At 32.1% G+C, this 15,668-nt stretch carries 17 protein-coding genes and 1 pseudogene; 8 read left to right on the forward strand and 10 right to left on the reverse strand.

Annotated features, from left to right (window positions below; translation table 11 throughout):
* Positions 1 to 22 precede the first annotated feature (22 nt).
* On the forward strand, positions 23 to 349 hold the full coding sequence (locus tag KI230_RS09935; protein ID WP_000434933.1) for a staphostatin A: 327 nt from the start codon (positions 23 to 25) through the stop codon (positions 347 to 349).
* 290 nt (positions 350 to 639) lie between these two features.
* Here KI230_RS09935 and KI230_RS09940 read toward each other — a convergent pair whose 3' ends face one another.
* From KI230_RS09940 to KI230_RS09955, 4 genes are all read right to left on the reverse strand, one after another.
* Positions 640 to 813, reverse strand: coding sequence for an NETI motif-containing protein (locus tag KI230_RS09940; protein WP_000669862.1), 174 nt, complete (start codon positions 811 to 813; stop codon positions 640 to 642).
* The gene (locus tag KI230_RS09945) at positions 794 to 1,396 is read right to left on the reverse strand and encodes a DUF2179 domain-containing protein (protein ID WP_000011542.1); all 603 of its coding nucleotides are present in this window, start codon (positions 1,394 to 1,396) and stop codon (positions 794 to 796) included. Before KI230_RS09945 ends, KI230_RS09940 begins: the two co-directional genes overlap by 20 nt.
* Before the next feature lie 270 nt (positions 1,397 to 1,666).
* On the reverse strand, positions 1,667 to 2,488 hold the full coding sequence (nadE, locus tag KI230_RS09950; RefSeq protein WP_214958259.1) for an NAD(+) synthase: 822 nt from the start codon (positions 2,486 to 2,488) through the stop codon (positions 1,667 to 1,669).
* On the reverse strand, positions 2,481 to 3,950 hold the full coding sequence (locus tag KI230_RS09955; protein ID WP_000284433.1) for a nicotinate phosphoribosyltransferase: 1,470 nt from the start codon (positions 3,948 to 3,950) through the stop codon (positions 2,481 to 2,483). Before KI230_RS09955 ends, nadE begins: the two co-directional genes overlap by 8 nt.
* A 183-nt stretch (positions 3,951 to 4,133) precedes the next feature.
* Between KI230_RS09955 and KI230_RS09960 the strand changes: the two genes are divergently transcribed.
* From KI230_RS09960 to KI230_RS09970, 3 genes are all read left to right on the forward strand, one after another.
* Positions 4,134 to 5,210, forward strand: coding sequence for a nitric oxide synthase oxygenase (locus KI230_RS09960; protein ID WP_000897635.1), 1,077 nt, complete (start codon positions 4,134 to 4,136; stop codon positions 5,208 to 5,210).
* A 19-nt stretch (positions 5,211 to 5,229) separates the two neighbouring features.
* Positions 5,230 to 6,024 (forward strand): prephenate dehydratase, encoded by a 795-nt coding sequence (locus KI230_RS09965; protein ID WP_001177828.1) that lies wholly within the window; start codon positions 5,230 to 5,232, stop codon positions 6,022 to 6,024.
* Between the two features lie 71 nt (positions 6,025 to 6,095).
* Positions 6,096 to 6,203 (forward strand): hypothetical protein, encoded by a 108-nt coding sequence (locus KI230_RS09970; protein WP_001802312.1) that lies wholly within the window; start codon positions 6,096 to 6,098, stop codon positions 6,201 to 6,203.
* Positions 6,204 to 6,213: 10 nt separating this feature from the next.
* Here the strand turns inward: KI230_RS09970 and KI230_RS09975 are convergent, their stop codons facing one another.
* Both KI230_RS09975 and KI230_RS09980 read right to left on the reverse strand, forming a co-directional pair.
* The gene (locus tag KI230_RS09975) at positions 6,214 to 7,776 is read right to left on the reverse strand and encodes an SLC13 family permease (protein ID WP_138277929.1); all 1,563 of its coding nucleotides are present in this window, start codon (positions 7,774 to 7,776) and stop codon (positions 6,214 to 6,216) included.
* 204 nt (positions 7,777 to 7,980) lie between these two features.
* Positions 7,981 to 9,078 (reverse strand): glycosyl hydrolase family 28-related protein, encoded by a 1,098-nt coding sequence (locus KI230_RS09980; protein WP_000275730.1) that lies wholly within the window; start codon positions 9,076 to 9,078, stop codon positions 7,981 to 7,983.
* Between the two features lie 371 nt (positions 9,079 to 9,449).
* Here KI230_RS09980 and KI230_RS09985 point away from each other — a divergent pair, with 371 nt between their 5' ends.
* Together KI230_RS09985 and KI230_RS09990 are read left to right on the forward strand one after the other, a co-directional pair.
* Entirely contained in the window at positions 9,450 to 10,010 is a 561-nt protein-coding gene (locus KI230_RS09985) for a cysteine hydrolase family protein (protein WP_000149686.1), read from the forward strand.
* 52 nt (positions 10,011 to 10,062) lie between these two features.
* On the forward strand, positions 10,063 to 10,992 hold the full coding sequence (locus KI230_RS09990) for a manganese-dependent inorganic pyrophosphatase (RefSeq protein ID WP_001140871.1): 930 nt from the start codon (positions 10,063 to 10,065) through the stop codon (positions 10,990 to 10,992).
* Between the two features lie 192 nt (positions 10,993 to 11,184).
* Here the strand turns inward: KI230_RS09990 and KI230_RS09995 are convergent, their stop codons facing one another.
* Positions 11,185 to 11,358, reverse strand: coding sequence for a hypothetical protein (locus KI230_RS09995; RefSeq protein ID WP_072384913.1), 174 nt, complete (start codon positions 11,356 to 11,358; stop codon positions 11,185 to 11,187).
* Positions 11,359 to 11,408: 50 nt separating this feature from the next.
* Between KI230_RS09995 and KI230_RS10000 the strand changes: the two genes are divergently transcribed.
* A complete protein-coding gene (locus KI230_RS10000) occupies positions 11,409 to 12,788 on the forward strand; it encodes an aldehyde dehydrogenase (protein WP_045176501.1) in 1,380 nt (459 codons plus the stop codon).
* A gap of 119 nt (positions 12,789 to 12,907) precedes the next feature.
* On the opposite strand, the gene pglS is transcribed toward KI230_RS10000, so the two are convergent.
* On the reverse strand, positions 12,908 to 13,936 hold the full coding sequence (gene pglS, locus KI230_RS10005; protein WP_000181326.1) for a 6-phosphogluconolactonase: 1,029 nt from the start codon (positions 13,934 to 13,936) through the stop codon (positions 12,908 to 12,910).
* Between the two features lie 269 nt (positions 13,937 to 14,205).
* Here pglS and KI230_RS10010 point away from each other — a divergent pair, with 269 nt between their 5' ends.
* A complete protein-coding gene (locus tag KI230_RS10010) occupies positions 14,206 to 14,607 on the forward strand; it encodes a YolD-like family protein (protein ID WP_000205106.1) in 402 nt (133 codons plus the stop codon).
* A gap of 17 nt (positions 14,608 to 14,624) precedes the next feature.
* On the opposite strand, the pseudogene KI230_RS10015 reads toward KI230_RS10010, so the two are convergent.
* A pseudogene (locus KI230_RS10015) lies at positions 14,625 to 14,833 on the reverse strand (transposase); the annotation flags it as partial.
* Positions 14,834 to 15,179: 346 nt separating this feature from the next.
* Entirely contained in the window at positions 15,180 to 15,353 is a 174-nt protein-coding gene (locus KI230_RS10020) for a hypothetical protein (RefSeq protein WP_000267034.1), read from the reverse strand.
* Positions 15,354 to 15,668: the final 315 nt, after the last annotated feature.

A 15,668-nucleotide genomic window follows, 5' to 3' on the forward strand; every position in this document is an offset into this window, starting at 1 on the left:
TTTTAGAAAGGTAAATAATATTATGGAACAAATTGAATTATTTAGTATTGATAAATTCAAATGTAATTCAGAGGCTAAGTATTATCTTAATATTATTGAGGGAGAATGGCATCCTCAAGATTTAAATGATAGTCCTTTAAAATTTATTCTCAGTACCTCAGACGATTCTGATTACATTTGCAAATATATAAATACAGAACACAAACAACTCACATTATATAATAAAAATAATAGCTCAATTGTTATTGAAATATTTATACCAAATGATAATAAAATACTACTAACAATTATGAACACAGAAGCATTGGGAACTTCTCCTAGAATGACTTTCATTAAGCATAAGTCATAAGACTATCTAGATATGATTAAGTAAACTATTAAACTTATTAAAGGTCTCTAGGAAGAAAAATTTCATGCGATGAGATTGTTTTAGAAAAAGCGACGATATATATAATCTAACAATAATTTTTAAAATATTAAGAACCCCCAGCATATGCTTTATATAGCTTGCTGGGGGTTTCTCATACAATATGGATCGAGCATCTTGCATGTATAAACAAATAGGCTATTCAAAGTAAAATTACTCAAACTTTGAATAGCCTTTCCTCTTCAAATAGTCTTTATTTAAATTGGATTATGTTATTGGATTTTCTTACCTACAAAAACGATTTCTTGATGTGATACTTCAACCGTGCCATCTTTTTGCTCTTGAAACACGGGTTTTTCAATACGTTTTACCGGCATATACCCTTGCATTTTCATTCGTGACAAACAATCAGCAATTGTTTCATTCTCATTTACTTTGAATTTCATGTTCTACTACACTTTCCAGTTCTTCTGGTTCATAATCTTTAAGCTTTCTACGACGAATGCCTTTAGTCCAGAATCCACCATGTATGTTTCGAGGTTCATACGCAATGATAAATGCTTTCGGATCTAAATTTTTTATCGTATCCATCAATTTACGTTCATATTTTCTTGGTGTTAAAATTTGCATCACCATACGACTACCATCTCTACCAAACGCAGCATAGTGCGTAACGCCATATCCTAAATTTCGAAGTTCATTCGGTAAATCTAACTCATATTCTGCTGAAGTTACATTTACAACTGTATAACCTAATGCCAGTTTTTCTTCTATTTTCATACCAACAATGATACCTATTGAAAAACCAAATGCGTAGGCAATAATATTTTGAATATGGTCTAAATTAGACATAACCAAACCTAAACCAACGATATAAACTAATACTTCTAAAAAACTAACTGATGCAGCAATATAACGATAACCTTTCAACGTTAAAATTGTTCGCATCGTTAAAAACGTTACATAACAAACGTTAATGATAAATATAGTTAGTACCATTAACCATGGATTTTCTGTTACGAATGACATAAGGCGCCCCACTCTCTTTCAATTACACTTTAAATACCAAACTGCTTCAAACTAACCTTAATGAATGCATATTAATATAATATAGTACGAAAACTCTCATAAATAAATAGCGAATTTGTCATAAATAAAAATTTATTCTCAAATGAACATACTTACTTTAGTTCATACACTTTCAATTTATACACTGAAGTAGTCTAGCTGAATGTGGTTTAATGTTATTAATTCTAACTCATATTTAATTTAAGTCACACGTTAGAAGAAAAAATTAAATTAGGATTTTGGCCACGTGTATCTTGTATATGCAAGTTCACGTTTGTGTGCATTTCGTATATAATGATTTTCAATTACTTTTTGTTCTTCTGGCGTAACTGGCTTACCTTCTAAATAATTATCAATCGCCTCATAAGTTACACCTAATGCATCTTCATCTAGAAGCTGTGGTTTATCATCTTCTAAATCAGCAGTTGGCGTTTTTTCATATAATTCCTTTGGCGCACCAAGATACGCTAATAATTGACGACCTTGTCGTTTATTCAAACCAAATATAGGTGCGATATCTGCAGCACCATCACCGTACTTCGTATAAAAACCAGTTATATTTTCAGCTGAATGATCTGTTCCTACTACAATACCTTGTCGGTTTGAAGCAATTGAAAATTGTACTTTCATACGTTCACGCGCTTTTTCATTTCCTTTTTGGAAATCTGTAAGAACAATACCGGCTTCTTTTAATGATTGCACACTTTGATCAACTGCAGGCTTAATATTGACTGTTACTATTTCATCTGGTTCAATGAATCGCAAAGCTTGGTCAACTTCATCAGCATCTTTTTGAACTCCATAAGGTAATTTAACTGCAATAAACGTACAATCAATGCCTTCTTCACGTAATTCGTTAACAGACATTTGTACTAATTTTCCAACTAATGTAGAATCTTGTCCTCCTGAAATACCTAACACTAAAGATTTTATAAATGAATGTGATTGTACATAATTTTTTATAAATTGCTTTAATTCCATAATTTCTTCAGCACTATCGATACGCTTTTTCACTTTCATTTCTTGTACAATAACGTCTTGTAATTTACTCATTATCTTCTTCCATCTCCTTAACGTGTTCCGCAACTTCAAAAATACGTTTATGTTTATTATCCCAACATGCCTTGCTTAAATCGACTGGATATTCTTGTGGATTAAGGAAACGCTTATTTTCATCCCAAATAGATTGTAATCCTTGTGCTAAATATTCACGTGATTCATCTTCTGTTGGCATTTGATATACTAATTTACCATTTTCATAAATATTATGATGCAAATCAATGGCTTCGAAAGATTTTATAAATTTCATTTTATAAGTATGCACTGGATGGAATAATTTTAAAGGTTGTTCATCGTATGGATTTTCATTTTCCAAAGTAATATAATCGCCTTCTGCTTTACCTGTTTTCTTGTTTATAATGCGATATACATTTTTCTTACCTGGCGTCGTAACCTTTTCAGCGTTATTTGATAATTTAATACGATCACTATATGAACCATCTTCATTTTCAATAGCTACAAGTTTATATACTGCACCTAATGCTGGTTGATCGTATCCTGTAATCAGCTTTGTACCAACGCCCCAAGAATCTACTTTTGCACCTTGTGCTTTCAAACTCGTAATCGTTTCTTCATCCAAATCATTAGACGCGATAATTTTAGTTTCAGTAAATCCTGCTTCATCAAGCATACGTCTTGCCTCTTTAGATAAATAAGCGATATCTCCAGAATCTAATCGAATACCTACAAAGTTAATTTTGTCACCTAATTCTTTTGCAACTTTTATTGCATTTGGCACGCCAGATTTTAAAGTATGGAACGTATCTACTAGGAACACACAATTTTTATGTCTTTCAGCATATTTTTTGAAGGCAACATATTCGTCTCCATAAGTTTGGACAAATGCATGTGCATGTGTACCAGACACAGGTATACCAAATAATTTACCCGCCCTAACATTACTTGTAGAATCAAAGCCTCCGATGTAAGCAGCTCTAGCGCCCCACAATGCTGCATCAATTTCTTGCGCACGACGTGTACCAAACTCCATTAATTTATCATTTGATGCAATTTGACGAATTCTACTTGCCTTTGTTGTAATTAGTGTGTGGAAATTTACAATGTTTAATAAAATTGTTTCTATTAATTGCGCTTGAATCAATGGTGCTTCTACGCGTAACAATGGTTCGTTACCAAAGCATAATTCGCCTTCTTGCATCGAACGGATGCTGCCTGTGAATTTTAAATCTTTTAAATATGATAAGAAATCATCCTTGTAGCCAATAGACTTTAAATATTCTAAATCAGATTCTGAAAATCCAAAATGTTCTATAAAATCAATGACGCGTTTTAAACCATTAAAAACAGCATAGCCACTATTAAATGGCATTTTTCTAAAATACAAATCAAATACAGCCATTTTTTCATGAATATTATCATTCCAATAACTTTCAGCCATATTTATTTGATATAAGTCATTATGTAACATTAAACTGTCGTCTTCTAATTGGTACACTTGTATCTCTCCAATCGACCTAAATATTTTCTTACATTTTATCATAATTCATTTTTTTATATACATAAGAGCCCCTTAATTTCCATACTTTTAATTAAAATCAACCAACAATTTAATGACATATACATAATTTTTAAGAGTATTTTAATAATGTAGACTATAATATAAAGCGAGGTGTTGTTAATGTTATTTAAAGAGGCTCAAGCTTTCATAGAAAACATGTATAAAGAGTGTCATTATGAAACGCAAATTATCAATAAACGTTTACATGACATTGAACTAGAAATAAAAGAAACTGGGACATATACACATACAGAAGAAGAACTTATTTATGGTGCTAAAATGGCTTGGCGTAATTCAAATCGTTGCATTGGTCGTTTATTTTGGGATTCGTTAAATGTCATTGATGCAAGAGATGTTACTGACGAAGCATCGTTCTTATCATCAATTACTTATCATATTACACAGGCTACAAATGAAGGTAAATTAAAGCCGTATATTACTATATATGCTCCAAAGGATGGACCTAAAATTTTCAACAATCAATTAATTCGCTATGCTGGCTATGACAATTGTGGTGATCCTGCTGAAAAAGAAGTTACACGCTTAGCAAATCACTTAGGTTGGAAAGGAAAAGGTACTAATTTTGACGTGTTACCACTGATTTACCAATTACCTAATGAGTCAGTTAAATTTTACGAATATCCTACTTCATTAATTAAAGAAGTACCTATTGAACATAATCATTATCCAAAATTAAGAAAATTGAACTTAAAATGGTATGCAGTCCCTATCATTTCCAACATGGACTTAAAAATCGGTGGCATTGTGTATCCAACTGCACCCTTTAACGGTTGGTATATGGTAACTGAAATTGGCGTACGTAACTTTATTGATGATTACCGTTACAATTTACTAGAAAAAGTTGCAGATGCGTTTGAATTTGATACACTTAAAAATAATTCATTTAATAAAGATCGAGCACTTGTTGAATTGAACTATGCTGTGTATCATTCCTTTAAAAAAGAAGGCGTATCAATTGTCGATCATTTGACCGCTGCAAAGCAATTCGAACTATTCGAACGTAACGAAGCACAACAAGGTCGTCAAGTTACCGGAAAATGGTCTTGGCTAGCACCGCCATTATCTCCAACATTGACGTCAAATTATCATCACGGATATGACAATACAGTAAAAGATCCAAACTTTTTCTATAAAAAGAAAGAATCAAATGCTAACCAGTGCCCTTTCCATCATTAAGTTAGTAGAGGTGTAGCATATGCAATTATATTATTTAGGCCCTAAAGGTACATTTTCATATTTGGCTTGTCGTCAGTATTTTTCTGAAAATGAAGCAACTTTTCAACCAAAGTCAAATTTATTTGAAGTCATCAAGGCAGTTGCAGATGATGACACATCGATTGGTGTTGTCCCTATTGAAAATTCTATAGAAGGAACAATCAACATTGTGGCAGATGCACTTGCACAGCAAGATGTCTTTGCACACGGTGAAATACGCTTAGATATTAACTTTGCATTATATGGTAATGGAACAGATTCCATTTCTGATATTAAAAAAGTGTATTCTATTGCACCAGCAATCAGTCAAACAACAAATTACATACATCAACATCAATTTGACTATGATTATGTCGACAGTACAATTCAAAGTTTGACTAAAATTGAAAATGGCGTTGCAGCAATTGCACCTTTAGGTAGTGGCGAAGCTTATGGTTTTACACCTATTGATACACATATTGAAGACTATCCACATAACGTGACACGTTTTTTAGTTATAAAAAATCAGCAGCAATTTGATCAAAATGCGACATCATTGATGTTTTTAATTACACCAATGCATGATAAACCTGGGCTGTTAGCAAGTGTGCTTAATACATTTGCTTTGTTTAATATTAATTTATCCTGGATTGAGTCTCGTCCTTTAAAAACACAATTAGGTATGTATCGATTTTTCGTTCAGGCTGATTCTGCAATTACAACCGATATAAAGAAAGTCATTGCTATTTTAGAAACCTTAGATTTCAAAGTAGAAATGATTGGTGCTTTTAATTAAACTTTATTTTCTAGGTTCTACAATTTAAATAAAATAAAGAGTCAACCAAGGATTAAAATAGGAATCCATCCTTGGTTGACTTTCTTTTGTTTGTATTGTTTTTACACGATGCTGCGGTATACGTTTCGTTACCACTCGTTCAAGCAATTGCTAATGTAACCTTTTATTTTTCGTTCTAATCTGCAATTACTATTTCAATGGCAGTGGTTGATTTATATCAATACCTAAAACTATAGGCATTACATAATACACAACTAAAATAATAATTATTGCACTGATTAAGTTTACCCAGAATCCTACTGATGCCATTTCTTTGATAGATATTTTACCTGAACCAAAGATAATTGCATTCGGTGGTGTCCCTACTGGTAACATGTATGCACAGTTAGCCGCCATAGCTGCAGGTGCCATAAGTAGTAATGGATGCACTCCAACAGCAACAGACAACGTTGCTAAAATCGGTAAAATCATCGTTGCAGTTGCAGTATTAGATGTCACTTCAGTTAAAAATAAGACAAAGATCGTTATGACAATTACAATAAGAATCGGACTAACACCATTTAATGATTTCAACTGTTCGCCTAACCATTTTGCTAAACCACTTTCAGAAATACCTTTCGCTAATGCTAAACCGCCACCAAATAAAATTAATACACCCCAAGGGAGCTCTTTTGCAACTTCCCAGTCAATGATACGGCGATGTTTTCCAGTATTTTTAGCTGGAATAATAAATAATAATATTGATATAAAAATAGCAATCGTACCATCTGCAACAGATGACGTAACTTCCCATTTTTTCAGAAGAAACTCTCTTGTAATCCATAATAAGCTAGCAAGTACAAAGATAGTTTGTACTACCTTTTCTTCATACTTCATTTTGCCAAGCTCGTCTAACTTTTGTTTAATTAACGTCTGACCACCAGGTAAATATTTCAAATCATGTCTAAACGCAACATATCTTAAATAGAGCCAAGTAATACCTAACAAAACAATGACCGTTGGAATCCCTACAATCATCCATTTAGCAAAACTAATTTCATGTCCAAAATGTTGCATGTATTGTCCTTTTAAAATAATTAATGGCGGGGTTCCGATTAATGTACCCAAGCCACCAATCGTACCTGCATAGCCAATTGCTAAAACTAGAGATTTTTCAAACTTTTGAATACTTGTTTGATTCGTATTGGCTTCTTGTAAATCATGTGCTTCCTTAATAATTGCTAAACCAATCGGAATCATAATCATTACAGCTGCAGTGTTCGATACAAACATAGATAAGAATCCTGTTGCCACCATGAATCCAAGTAATATTTTTGAAGTGCTTGCACCAATCAAATTAATAATTGTCAACGCTACTCTCGTATGTAAATTCCATCTTTCCATTGCAATTGCCAAAATAAATCCACCTAAAAACAAAAAGATAATATCATTGCCATATTCGGATGATACTTGTTCTGGTGTAAGTATATGACCTAATGGTAATAACACAATTGGTAATAAGCTCGTTGCTGCAATAGGAATTGCTTCAGTAATCCACCAAGTCGCAATCCATAAAGTAATCGCTAAAACATAGACGCCTTTCCAAGGTAAGTCTTGTGGATGAAAGAATAATAATGTTAATAGGAAAAGTAATGGACCTAATATTAGTCCAATAAGTTGTCCCGCACTAAACGGTTTCTTTTTCTTTGATTTTGAAAAGAATGTTAAATACCTTTTCGATATCATTGATTGATGTTGATTGAAATAAGCCATAAATTTCCCCCTCATGATGATTATGACAAGCTACTTCAACTCACTATATTAGAGTATAGAAAGTTGTCTATCTTGTATTATCATTACCGTCAAAATACCCCTTTTATCAGATAATTGGGTTTATTATAGCATATTTATACCGTTTTATGAATGCGCTTTCAAAAATTATCTACTATTCTTAATCCTAATGTCATGCGAAACTTTTTACTTTTTTATTTCATCTACATTGATTGTAGTAACTTGAATACCCGCTTCAACAGGACTTAAAAACACTGTATCAATATCTTCTAAATGAATTGATTGAGTCGAATTATTGAATGTATTCCCAACGATTAATACATCTTTATGTTTAACATTATTATAATTACGTACATGTATCGCATCTTTAGACATTGATCCTTTAAATTCATTTCCAATTATATTCATATTTATGCCTGCTTGGGAACCTAAGTCTTTTCCTGTCATCACATCTGCTGCATTTTTACCATCTCTAACTCCTAAATATCTAATGCCACCCTCACAGTTAATAAACTTATTATTAATAATGAAAGCATCTTTATACTTCAAGGGAGTTAATGCATAACCTTGTATATCTTCAAATATATTATTTCTAATATGAATATTCTCATAGTATCGATTATGTCTACTTGCATGTGAGCCAATAGCACGATTCCAACTTCCCATTTCGGGCAATTCTGAAGGTCCAAAATAACAATCTTCGATAATGACATTTTTCGTTATCGTACCATCTGTCGTTCCGAATTTTGGAAAAGCACCAGGTACTTGAATGTCTAATTGTATTGCTTCAGAATAAAAGCGTTCGCCACTATAGTCTATGAATCCTTCAAATGAACAGCTTTTAATATAGAGTCCGTTAATCCCACAAGCATCAATTGCATGACCACTCACTACATTCTTAATGGTCACACCTATTAATTGAATATCTTCAGCATGCCCAATGCACATAGCTGTATTGTTATAAGGATACGATACACCATTCATATCAAACTTGCCGCCTTTAATATGAATATGACTGTGTCCATTATAACCACGATAAAAACCAAAGCGACGACCATTTTTTAATAAAGGACCAGAATGACATCGGCGTAAAATAGTTTCATTATCTAACAAAAGTGTTGTATTGCCATATATCGTTAATGGTTTGCAAATATCATACGTCCCTTTCGGTATATAAACTGTCGTTGGTTTACATCTTCCACGATTTAACGCACGTTGTATTGCTCGAGTATCTTTAGTTTTGTTTATGCCTGTTAACCCATAATCTTTCATATTGATATACATAAATCGTCATCCTTTGTCTATTTTCTAATTACTCATATATTAACCAATTATTCAAATTATAATCGTGTTAGGTTGATTTAACAGATAGTCATAAATCTCGTGATGCCATCTATTAGCATTTTTATATTCAAAACATCAACACTTGATATTAGTTCTAAGTTTGTCACATTTAGTATTCTATTACAGCTATTTTAAAACTATCGCAAAAACTTCTTATATTATTTGTTGATTGCGTGATTTGCTCTTCCAAAAAAGTTGATTAATCTATATACTTAATCTATATTTATATATTAACCATTAGGGTTAAAAATTACTCTAGCATTTATGAATAGATGGGAGTTTATTTTATTATTATATAGGAGAGATGTTGAATGACACATCGCGCACTATTAGTTGTTGACTATTCATATGACTTTATCGCAGACGACGGCTTACTAACATGCGGTAAACCTGGACAAAATATTGAAGATTTTATTGTTTCTCGTATCAATGACTTTAATTATTATCAAGACCATATATTCTTTTTAATGGATTTACATTATTTACATGACATTCATCATCCTGAAAGTAAATTATTCCCACCACACAATATCGTAGATACAAGTGGTAGAGAATTATACGGTAAAGTAGGTAAATTATACGAAACAATTAAAGCGCAACCTAATGTACATTTCATTGATAAAACGCGCTATGATTCGTTCTTTGGTACCCCGCTTGATAGTTTATTGAGAGAAAGAAGTATTAATCAAGTCGAAATCGTTGGTGTATGTACCGATATTTGCGTGTTACATACAGCAATTTCTGCATACAACTTAGGTTATAAAATTTCAGTACCTGCTGAGGGAGTGGCTTCATTTAATCAAAAAGGGCATGAATGGGCACTTGCACATTTCAAAAACTCATTAGGTGCAGAGGTAGAACAACACGTTTAAATCGTGCTAAAATAATTATAAAGAATACAATATACAAGGGAGATATTTGACAATGGCTAAAACATATATTTTCGGACATAAGAATCCAGACACTGATGCAATTTCATCTGCGATTATTATGGCAGAATTTGAACAACTTAGAGGTAATTCAGGAGCCAAAGCATACCGTTTAGGTGATGTGAGTGCAGAAACTCAATTCGCGTTAGATACATTTAATGTACCTGCTCCGGAATTATTAACGGATGATTTAGATGGTCAAGATGTTATCTTAGTTGATCATAACGAATTCCAACAAAGTTCTGATACGATTGCCTCTGCTACAATTAAGCATGTAATTGATCATCACAGAATTGCAAATTTCGAAACTGCTGGTCCTTTATGTTATCGTGCTGAACCAGTTGGTTGTACAGCTACAATTTTATACAAAATGTTTAGAGAACGTGGCTTTGAAATTAAACCTGAAATTGCCGGTTTAATGTTATCAGCAATTATCTCAGATAGCTTACTTTTCAAATCACCAACATGTACACAACAAGATGTTAAAGCAGCTGAAGAATTAAAAGATATTGCTAAAGTTGATATTCAAAAGTACGGCTTAGATATGTTAAAAGCAGGTGCTTCAACAACTGATAAATCAGTTGAATTCTTATTAAACATGGATGCTAAATCATTTACTATGGGTGACTATGTGACTCGTATTGCACAAGTTAATGCTGTTGACCTTGACGAAGTGTTAAATCGTAAAGAAGATTTAGAAAAAGAAATGTTAGCTGTAAGTGCACAAGAAAAATATGACTTATTTGTACTTGTTGTTACTGACATCATTAATAGTGATTCTAAAATTTTAGTTGTAGGTGCTGAAAAAGATAAAGTTGGCGAAGCATTCAATGTTCAATTAGAAGATGACATGGCCTTCTTATCTGGTGTTGTTTCTCGAAAAAAACAAATCGTACCTCAAATCACTGAAGCATTAACAAAATAATACTATATTACTGTCTATTTATAGACATGTTGTATTTAACTAACAGTTCATTAAAGTAGAATTTATTTCACTTTCAATGAACTGTTTTTTATTTACGTTTGACTAATTTACAACCTTTTCAATAGCAGTTTTCATTCCTTTAGCTATCCTAACCCACAGATTAGTGATTTCTATACAATTCCCCTTTTGTCTTTACATTTTCTTAAAATATTTGCGATGTTGAGTATAAATTTTTGTTTTCTTCCTACCTTTTTCGTTATGATTAAAGTTATAAATATTATTATGTACACGATTCATCGCTCTATTTTCAACTTTCAACATATATAATTCAAAAGAACATTTAAAATTAACGGCCACAACATTCAAATCAATTACTCACTTTTCCAAAATAATCATATAAGGAGGTTCTTTTCATTATGAATATCATTGAGCAAAAATTTTATGACAGTAAAGCTTTTTTCAATACACAACAAACTAAAGATATTAGTTTTAGAAAAGAGCAATTAAAGAAGTTAAGCAAAGCTATTAAATCATACGAGAGCGATATTTTAGAAGCACTATATACAGATTTAGGAAAAAATAAAGTCGAAGCTTATGCTACTGAAATTGGCATAACTTTGAAAAGTATCAAAAATGCCCGTAAGGAACTTAAAAACTGGACTAAAACAAAAAATGTAGACACACCTTTATATTTATTTCCAACAAAAAGCTATATCAAAAAAGAACCTTATGGAACAGTTTTGATCATTGCACCATTTAACTATCCTTTTCAACTAGTGTTCGAACCTTTAATCGGTGCTATTGCAGCAGGTAATACAGCAATTATTAAACCATCTGAGTTGACACCAAACGTTGCACGAGTGATTAAACGATTAATCAATGAAACATTTGATGCAAATTACATTGAAGTTATTGAGGGAGGAATTGAAGAAACGCAAACGTTAATTCACTTACCTTTTGACTATGTCTTCTTTACAGGAAGTGAAAATGTAGGCAAAATCGTTTATCAAGCTGCCAGCGAAAATTTAGTTCCTGTGACATTAGAAATGGGCGGTAAATCTCCAGTCATCGTTGATGAAACAGCGAATATTAAGGTTGCCAGTGAACGCATTTGTTTTGGGAAATTCACTAATGCCGGCCAAACATGTGTTGCACCTGATTACATTTTAGTACACGAATCTGTAAAAGATGATTTAATCACAGCCCTATCAAAAACGTTGCGTGAATTTTATGGTCAAAATATACAACAAAGTCCAGATTATGGCCGCATTGTAAACCTTAAACATTATCATCGTCTGACGTCATTACTTAACAGTGCACAAATGAATATTGTATTTGGTGGTCATAGTGATGAGGATGAACGTTATATAGAACCAACATTGTTAGATCACGTTACAAATGATTCAGCAATTATGCAAGAAGAAATTTTTGGTCCTATCTTACCGATTTTAACGTATCAGTCATTGGATGAAGCAATAGCCTTTATTCACCAAAGACCAAAACCTTTGAGTTTATATTTATTTAGCGAAGATGAAAATGCTACACAACGTGTAATAAACGATTTATCATTTGGCGGCGGCGCTATTAATGATACATTGATGCACCTAGCGAATCCTAAATTACCATTTGGTGGTGTTGGCGCCTCAGGTATGGGACGCTATCATGGTAAATATTCATTCGACACTTTTACACATGAAAAAAGCTACATTTTCAAATCTACACGATTAGAATCAGGTGTCCATTTACCACCATATAAAGGTAAATTTAAATACATCAAAGCTTTCTTTAAAAATTAATTTTTGAGACAAAAATAAACCATGCTTCCATAATTTGATGTTCTTGAAAACAATAAATTTCAAGGTATACACAAATTTTTTGGAAACATGGTTTTCTTTTTATCATGATTAATTAAAGATTAAAATATGACACATACACCTTCAGATGCTACACGAGTGTTATCACATAGCGTAATTTTACCTGTTTCTTTATTTCTTTCGAAAACAGTTACAACTGAATCTCCTTGCTCATGAGCACAAACTAAAAGGTCATCTGATGAGGCAATATTAAAATCTCTTGGGAATTGACCACCACTTTCAGTAATTGTTACTAGTTCTAAGTGTTGACCATTATCAAGAACTTTAAAAATTGCAATGCTATCATGCCCTCTATTAGATACATATAAGAATTGTTGATCATGAGATAAACGCACTGCTGCAAGTTTAGTATCTCCATCAAAGTTTTCAGGAATTGTTAAATGACGCTCGAGCTCTTCAAATTTACCGTCATTATATTCTGCAACACTCACAGTATTTGATAATTCGTGTACGACATAAGCAAATTTTCCATTATCATGAAATTCAATATGTCTTGTCCCATCACTATCTTTAAATAAAGATTCTTTATAAAATTCAAACCCGTTGTCATCAAATTTATAAGTAACGATACGATCAGCACCTAAATCTGTTACTGCAACGTACTTACCATCTGGAGTTTGATTAATATAATGTGCGTGTGGATGATCTTGTCTTTCATGTGTACCTGTTGGAAAATCATGTGCAAGTTCTTGAGTTAGACGTATAATTTCACCTGTGTGCGTATTTAATTCATACATACGTATGATGCCAGCACCATATACCGCTTCAAATAAATATCGTTTATCTTCTGAAATCGATACATAACAACCTGTACCAGCTTTTGAAGACAAACATTTATTTAATAAATGCAATTCACCATTGTCATCAATTTTCAAACTTGCAACACCGCATTGTTCTCCTTCTTTGTTGATTCCATATAAAACTTCATTATTACGCACCAAATATGTAGACGCTTCTAATTCAAATCCTGTTTCTAATAAATCAATACGTGACTGATTTTCGTTTAATTCAAAACGATAAATCCCTTTACCATTCTTTTTAGTGTAAGAACCAATATATCCATTTGTCATTACTTTTACCCCTCCATGTTAGTCTTATTTTCATTTTATTAAATTTTAGCTAGAATTAACAATCATTTATCATTTCCTTAAAGCTAAAACTATTTAACTACTTTAAAAGAACTATTTGCTGTGATATGTCATTATTCGATTTTAATTAATCCCTCTTTTTTACTTACACGAGCATTAATTATTAACGCGTTTATGCTTCCACAAAATTTTTGTTGCAAAATAGAACACATGTTCGTATAATGTAATTATCAGATTGGGGTGAATTAAGGATGACAAGTTATGAAGAAGAAACTGATTATCGTAACGTTCCAAGAGAATTACTAGATAACAATATACCTATGGGAAGAGGCATGATTAAATGGGCTCCTTTTGCAACATTACCCGAACAATTCGAAACGATTCAACAATACATTATCGACCAAAACAAAATTACACGTCCTGTATTATCAGATGATCAATTGGCTGAGCTAAACATTCGGCTACACGAGGCGCTACAATATGCCCAACCTGTAGAAGTTAAATTTTATAATAATGGCTTTGTAGATTCAGTACGCTTAACCATTTATCGTATTGATGCTATTAATTATGAAATTGATGGTTATGTTTACAATCAGCAACAACGTCAAAAAATTTCTATCTTTGATATCTTAGATATTGTCTTGTTACCTTAATGCTTTGAACATAATTAAACAGATTGAGTATATGCATATAAGATGATTTTTAACATCATTTTTGGATGATAGGATGTTGCGCCACGATGATGTCTGAATTCATCGAATTCGCTATCAGGTATTGTTTCAACAATTTCATTAACATATCGTGAAATATCATTTTGAGGGATTCTAACAGAAGTTTCTATTGGTAGTGTAGTTGGGTCATGTTATAATTTTTATACATAAGGCACCTCGTTAATTTAGTTTAGTGGTATTTATTAAATTATAAGAAGGGACCCAACACAGAAAATTCATTTTATTGAATTTTACATTTATGTGCAAGTTGGGCAAAGTGTCTTATTTTTTAAAAGTATTTCAAAGTAAAATTACATGTTAATACGTAGTATTAATGGCGAGACTCCTGAGGGAGCAGTGCCAGTCGAAGACCAAGGCTGAGACGGCACCCTAGGAAAGCGAAGCCATTCAATACGAAGTATTGTATAAATAGAGAACAGCAGTAAGATATTTTCTAATTGAAAATTATCTTACTGCTGTTTTTTAGGGATTTATGTCCCAGCCTCTAAATGTTATTAGTTATTTTTACTTTCAATATCAGAAATAATTTCTTTAGTTTTTCTTTCAATATCTTCAAAATCTTTTTTAAAGATATAAGCAAATGCTACTACACCAACACCAGCAACTAATGTTGTAATAGCAACTAAGCTAAATACGAATTTAAACACACATTTAATAAAATTCCACATCTCAATTTCACCTCTGTTAAATTAAATACCTATCTACATTTCATTATACTATCATATATAGAATAATCATTAAATAAATACCCACTTTTACGAAATATATTCATCAAATTATATAGCGAGCAAGCTAATGATTATTTTCAAAAATGCCGAGGAACCTCTGTTTCAACGTGACATGACCTTATATGCTAATGTTAACAATGACTATTATCGTGAATGCTAACTTAAGATTGTTATTTATGATAAGATGATTTTAAGTTTTTAACTTAATATCCCCACCATCTATAAAAATATGTTTTAACTGATTGATAAGTCTTA

Source organism: Staphylococcus sp. MZ3, assembly GCF_018622755.1.
GTDB classification, from domain to species: Bacteria; Bacillota; Bacilli; order Staphylococcales; family Staphylococcaceae; genus Staphylococcus; species Staphylococcus aureus.

Bases quoted from the DNA above. Each gene is read 5' to 3' on its own strand.
- KI230_RS09935 (WP_000434933.1), top strand. From the start codon at position 23: ATGGAACAAATTGAATTATTTAGTATTGATAAATTCAAATGTAATTCA.
- KI230_RS09940 (WP_000669862.1), bottom strand. From the start codon at position 813: ATGAAATTCAAAGTAAATGAGAATGAAACAATTGCTGATTGTTTGTCA.
- KI230_RS09945 (WP_000011542.1), bottom strand. From the start codon at position 1,396: ATGTCATTCGTAACAGAAAATCCATGGTTAATGGTACTAACTATATTT.
- nadE (WP_214958259.1), bottom strand. From the start codon at position 2,488: ATGAGTAAATTACAAGACGTTATTGTACAAGAAATGAAAGTGAAAAAG.
- KI230_RS09960 (WP_000897635.1), top strand. From the start codon at position 4,134: ATGTTATTTAAAGAGGCTCAAGCTTTCATAGAAAACATGTATAAAGAG.
- KI230_RS09965 (WP_001177828.1), top strand. From the start codon at position 5,230: ATGCAATTATATTATTTAGGCCCTAAAGGTACATTTTCATATTTGGCT.
- KI230_RS09975 (WP_138277929.1), bottom strand. From the start codon at position 7,776: ATGGCTTATTTCAATCAACATCAATCAATGATATCGAAAAGGTATTTA.
- KI230_RS09980 (WP_000275730.1), bottom strand. From the start codon at position 9,078: ATGTATATCAATATGAAAGATTATGGGTTAACAGGCATAAACAAAACT.
- KI230_RS09985 (WP_000149686.1), top strand. From the start codon at position 9,450: ATGACACATCGCGCACTATTAGTTGTTGACTATTCATATGACTTTATC.
- KI230_RS09990 (WP_001140871.1), top strand. From the start codon at position 10,063: ATGGCTAAAACATATATTTTCGGACATAAGAATCCAGACACTGATGCA.
- KI230_RS10000 (WP_045176501.1), top strand. From the start codon at position 11,409: ATGAATATCATTGAGCAAAAATTTTATGACAGTAAAGCTTTTTTCAAT.
- pglS (WP_000181326.1), bottom strand. From the start codon at position 13,936: ATGACAAATGGATATATTGGTTCTTACACTAAAAAGAATGGTAAAGGG.
- KI230_RS10010 (WP_000205106.1), top strand. From the start codon at position 14,206: ATGACAAGTTATGAAGAAGAAACTGATTATCGTAACGTTCCAAGAGAA.
- KI230_RS10020 (WP_000267034.1), bottom strand. From the start codon at position 15,353: ATGTGGAATTTTATTAAATGTGTGTTTAAATTCGTATTTAGCTTAGTT.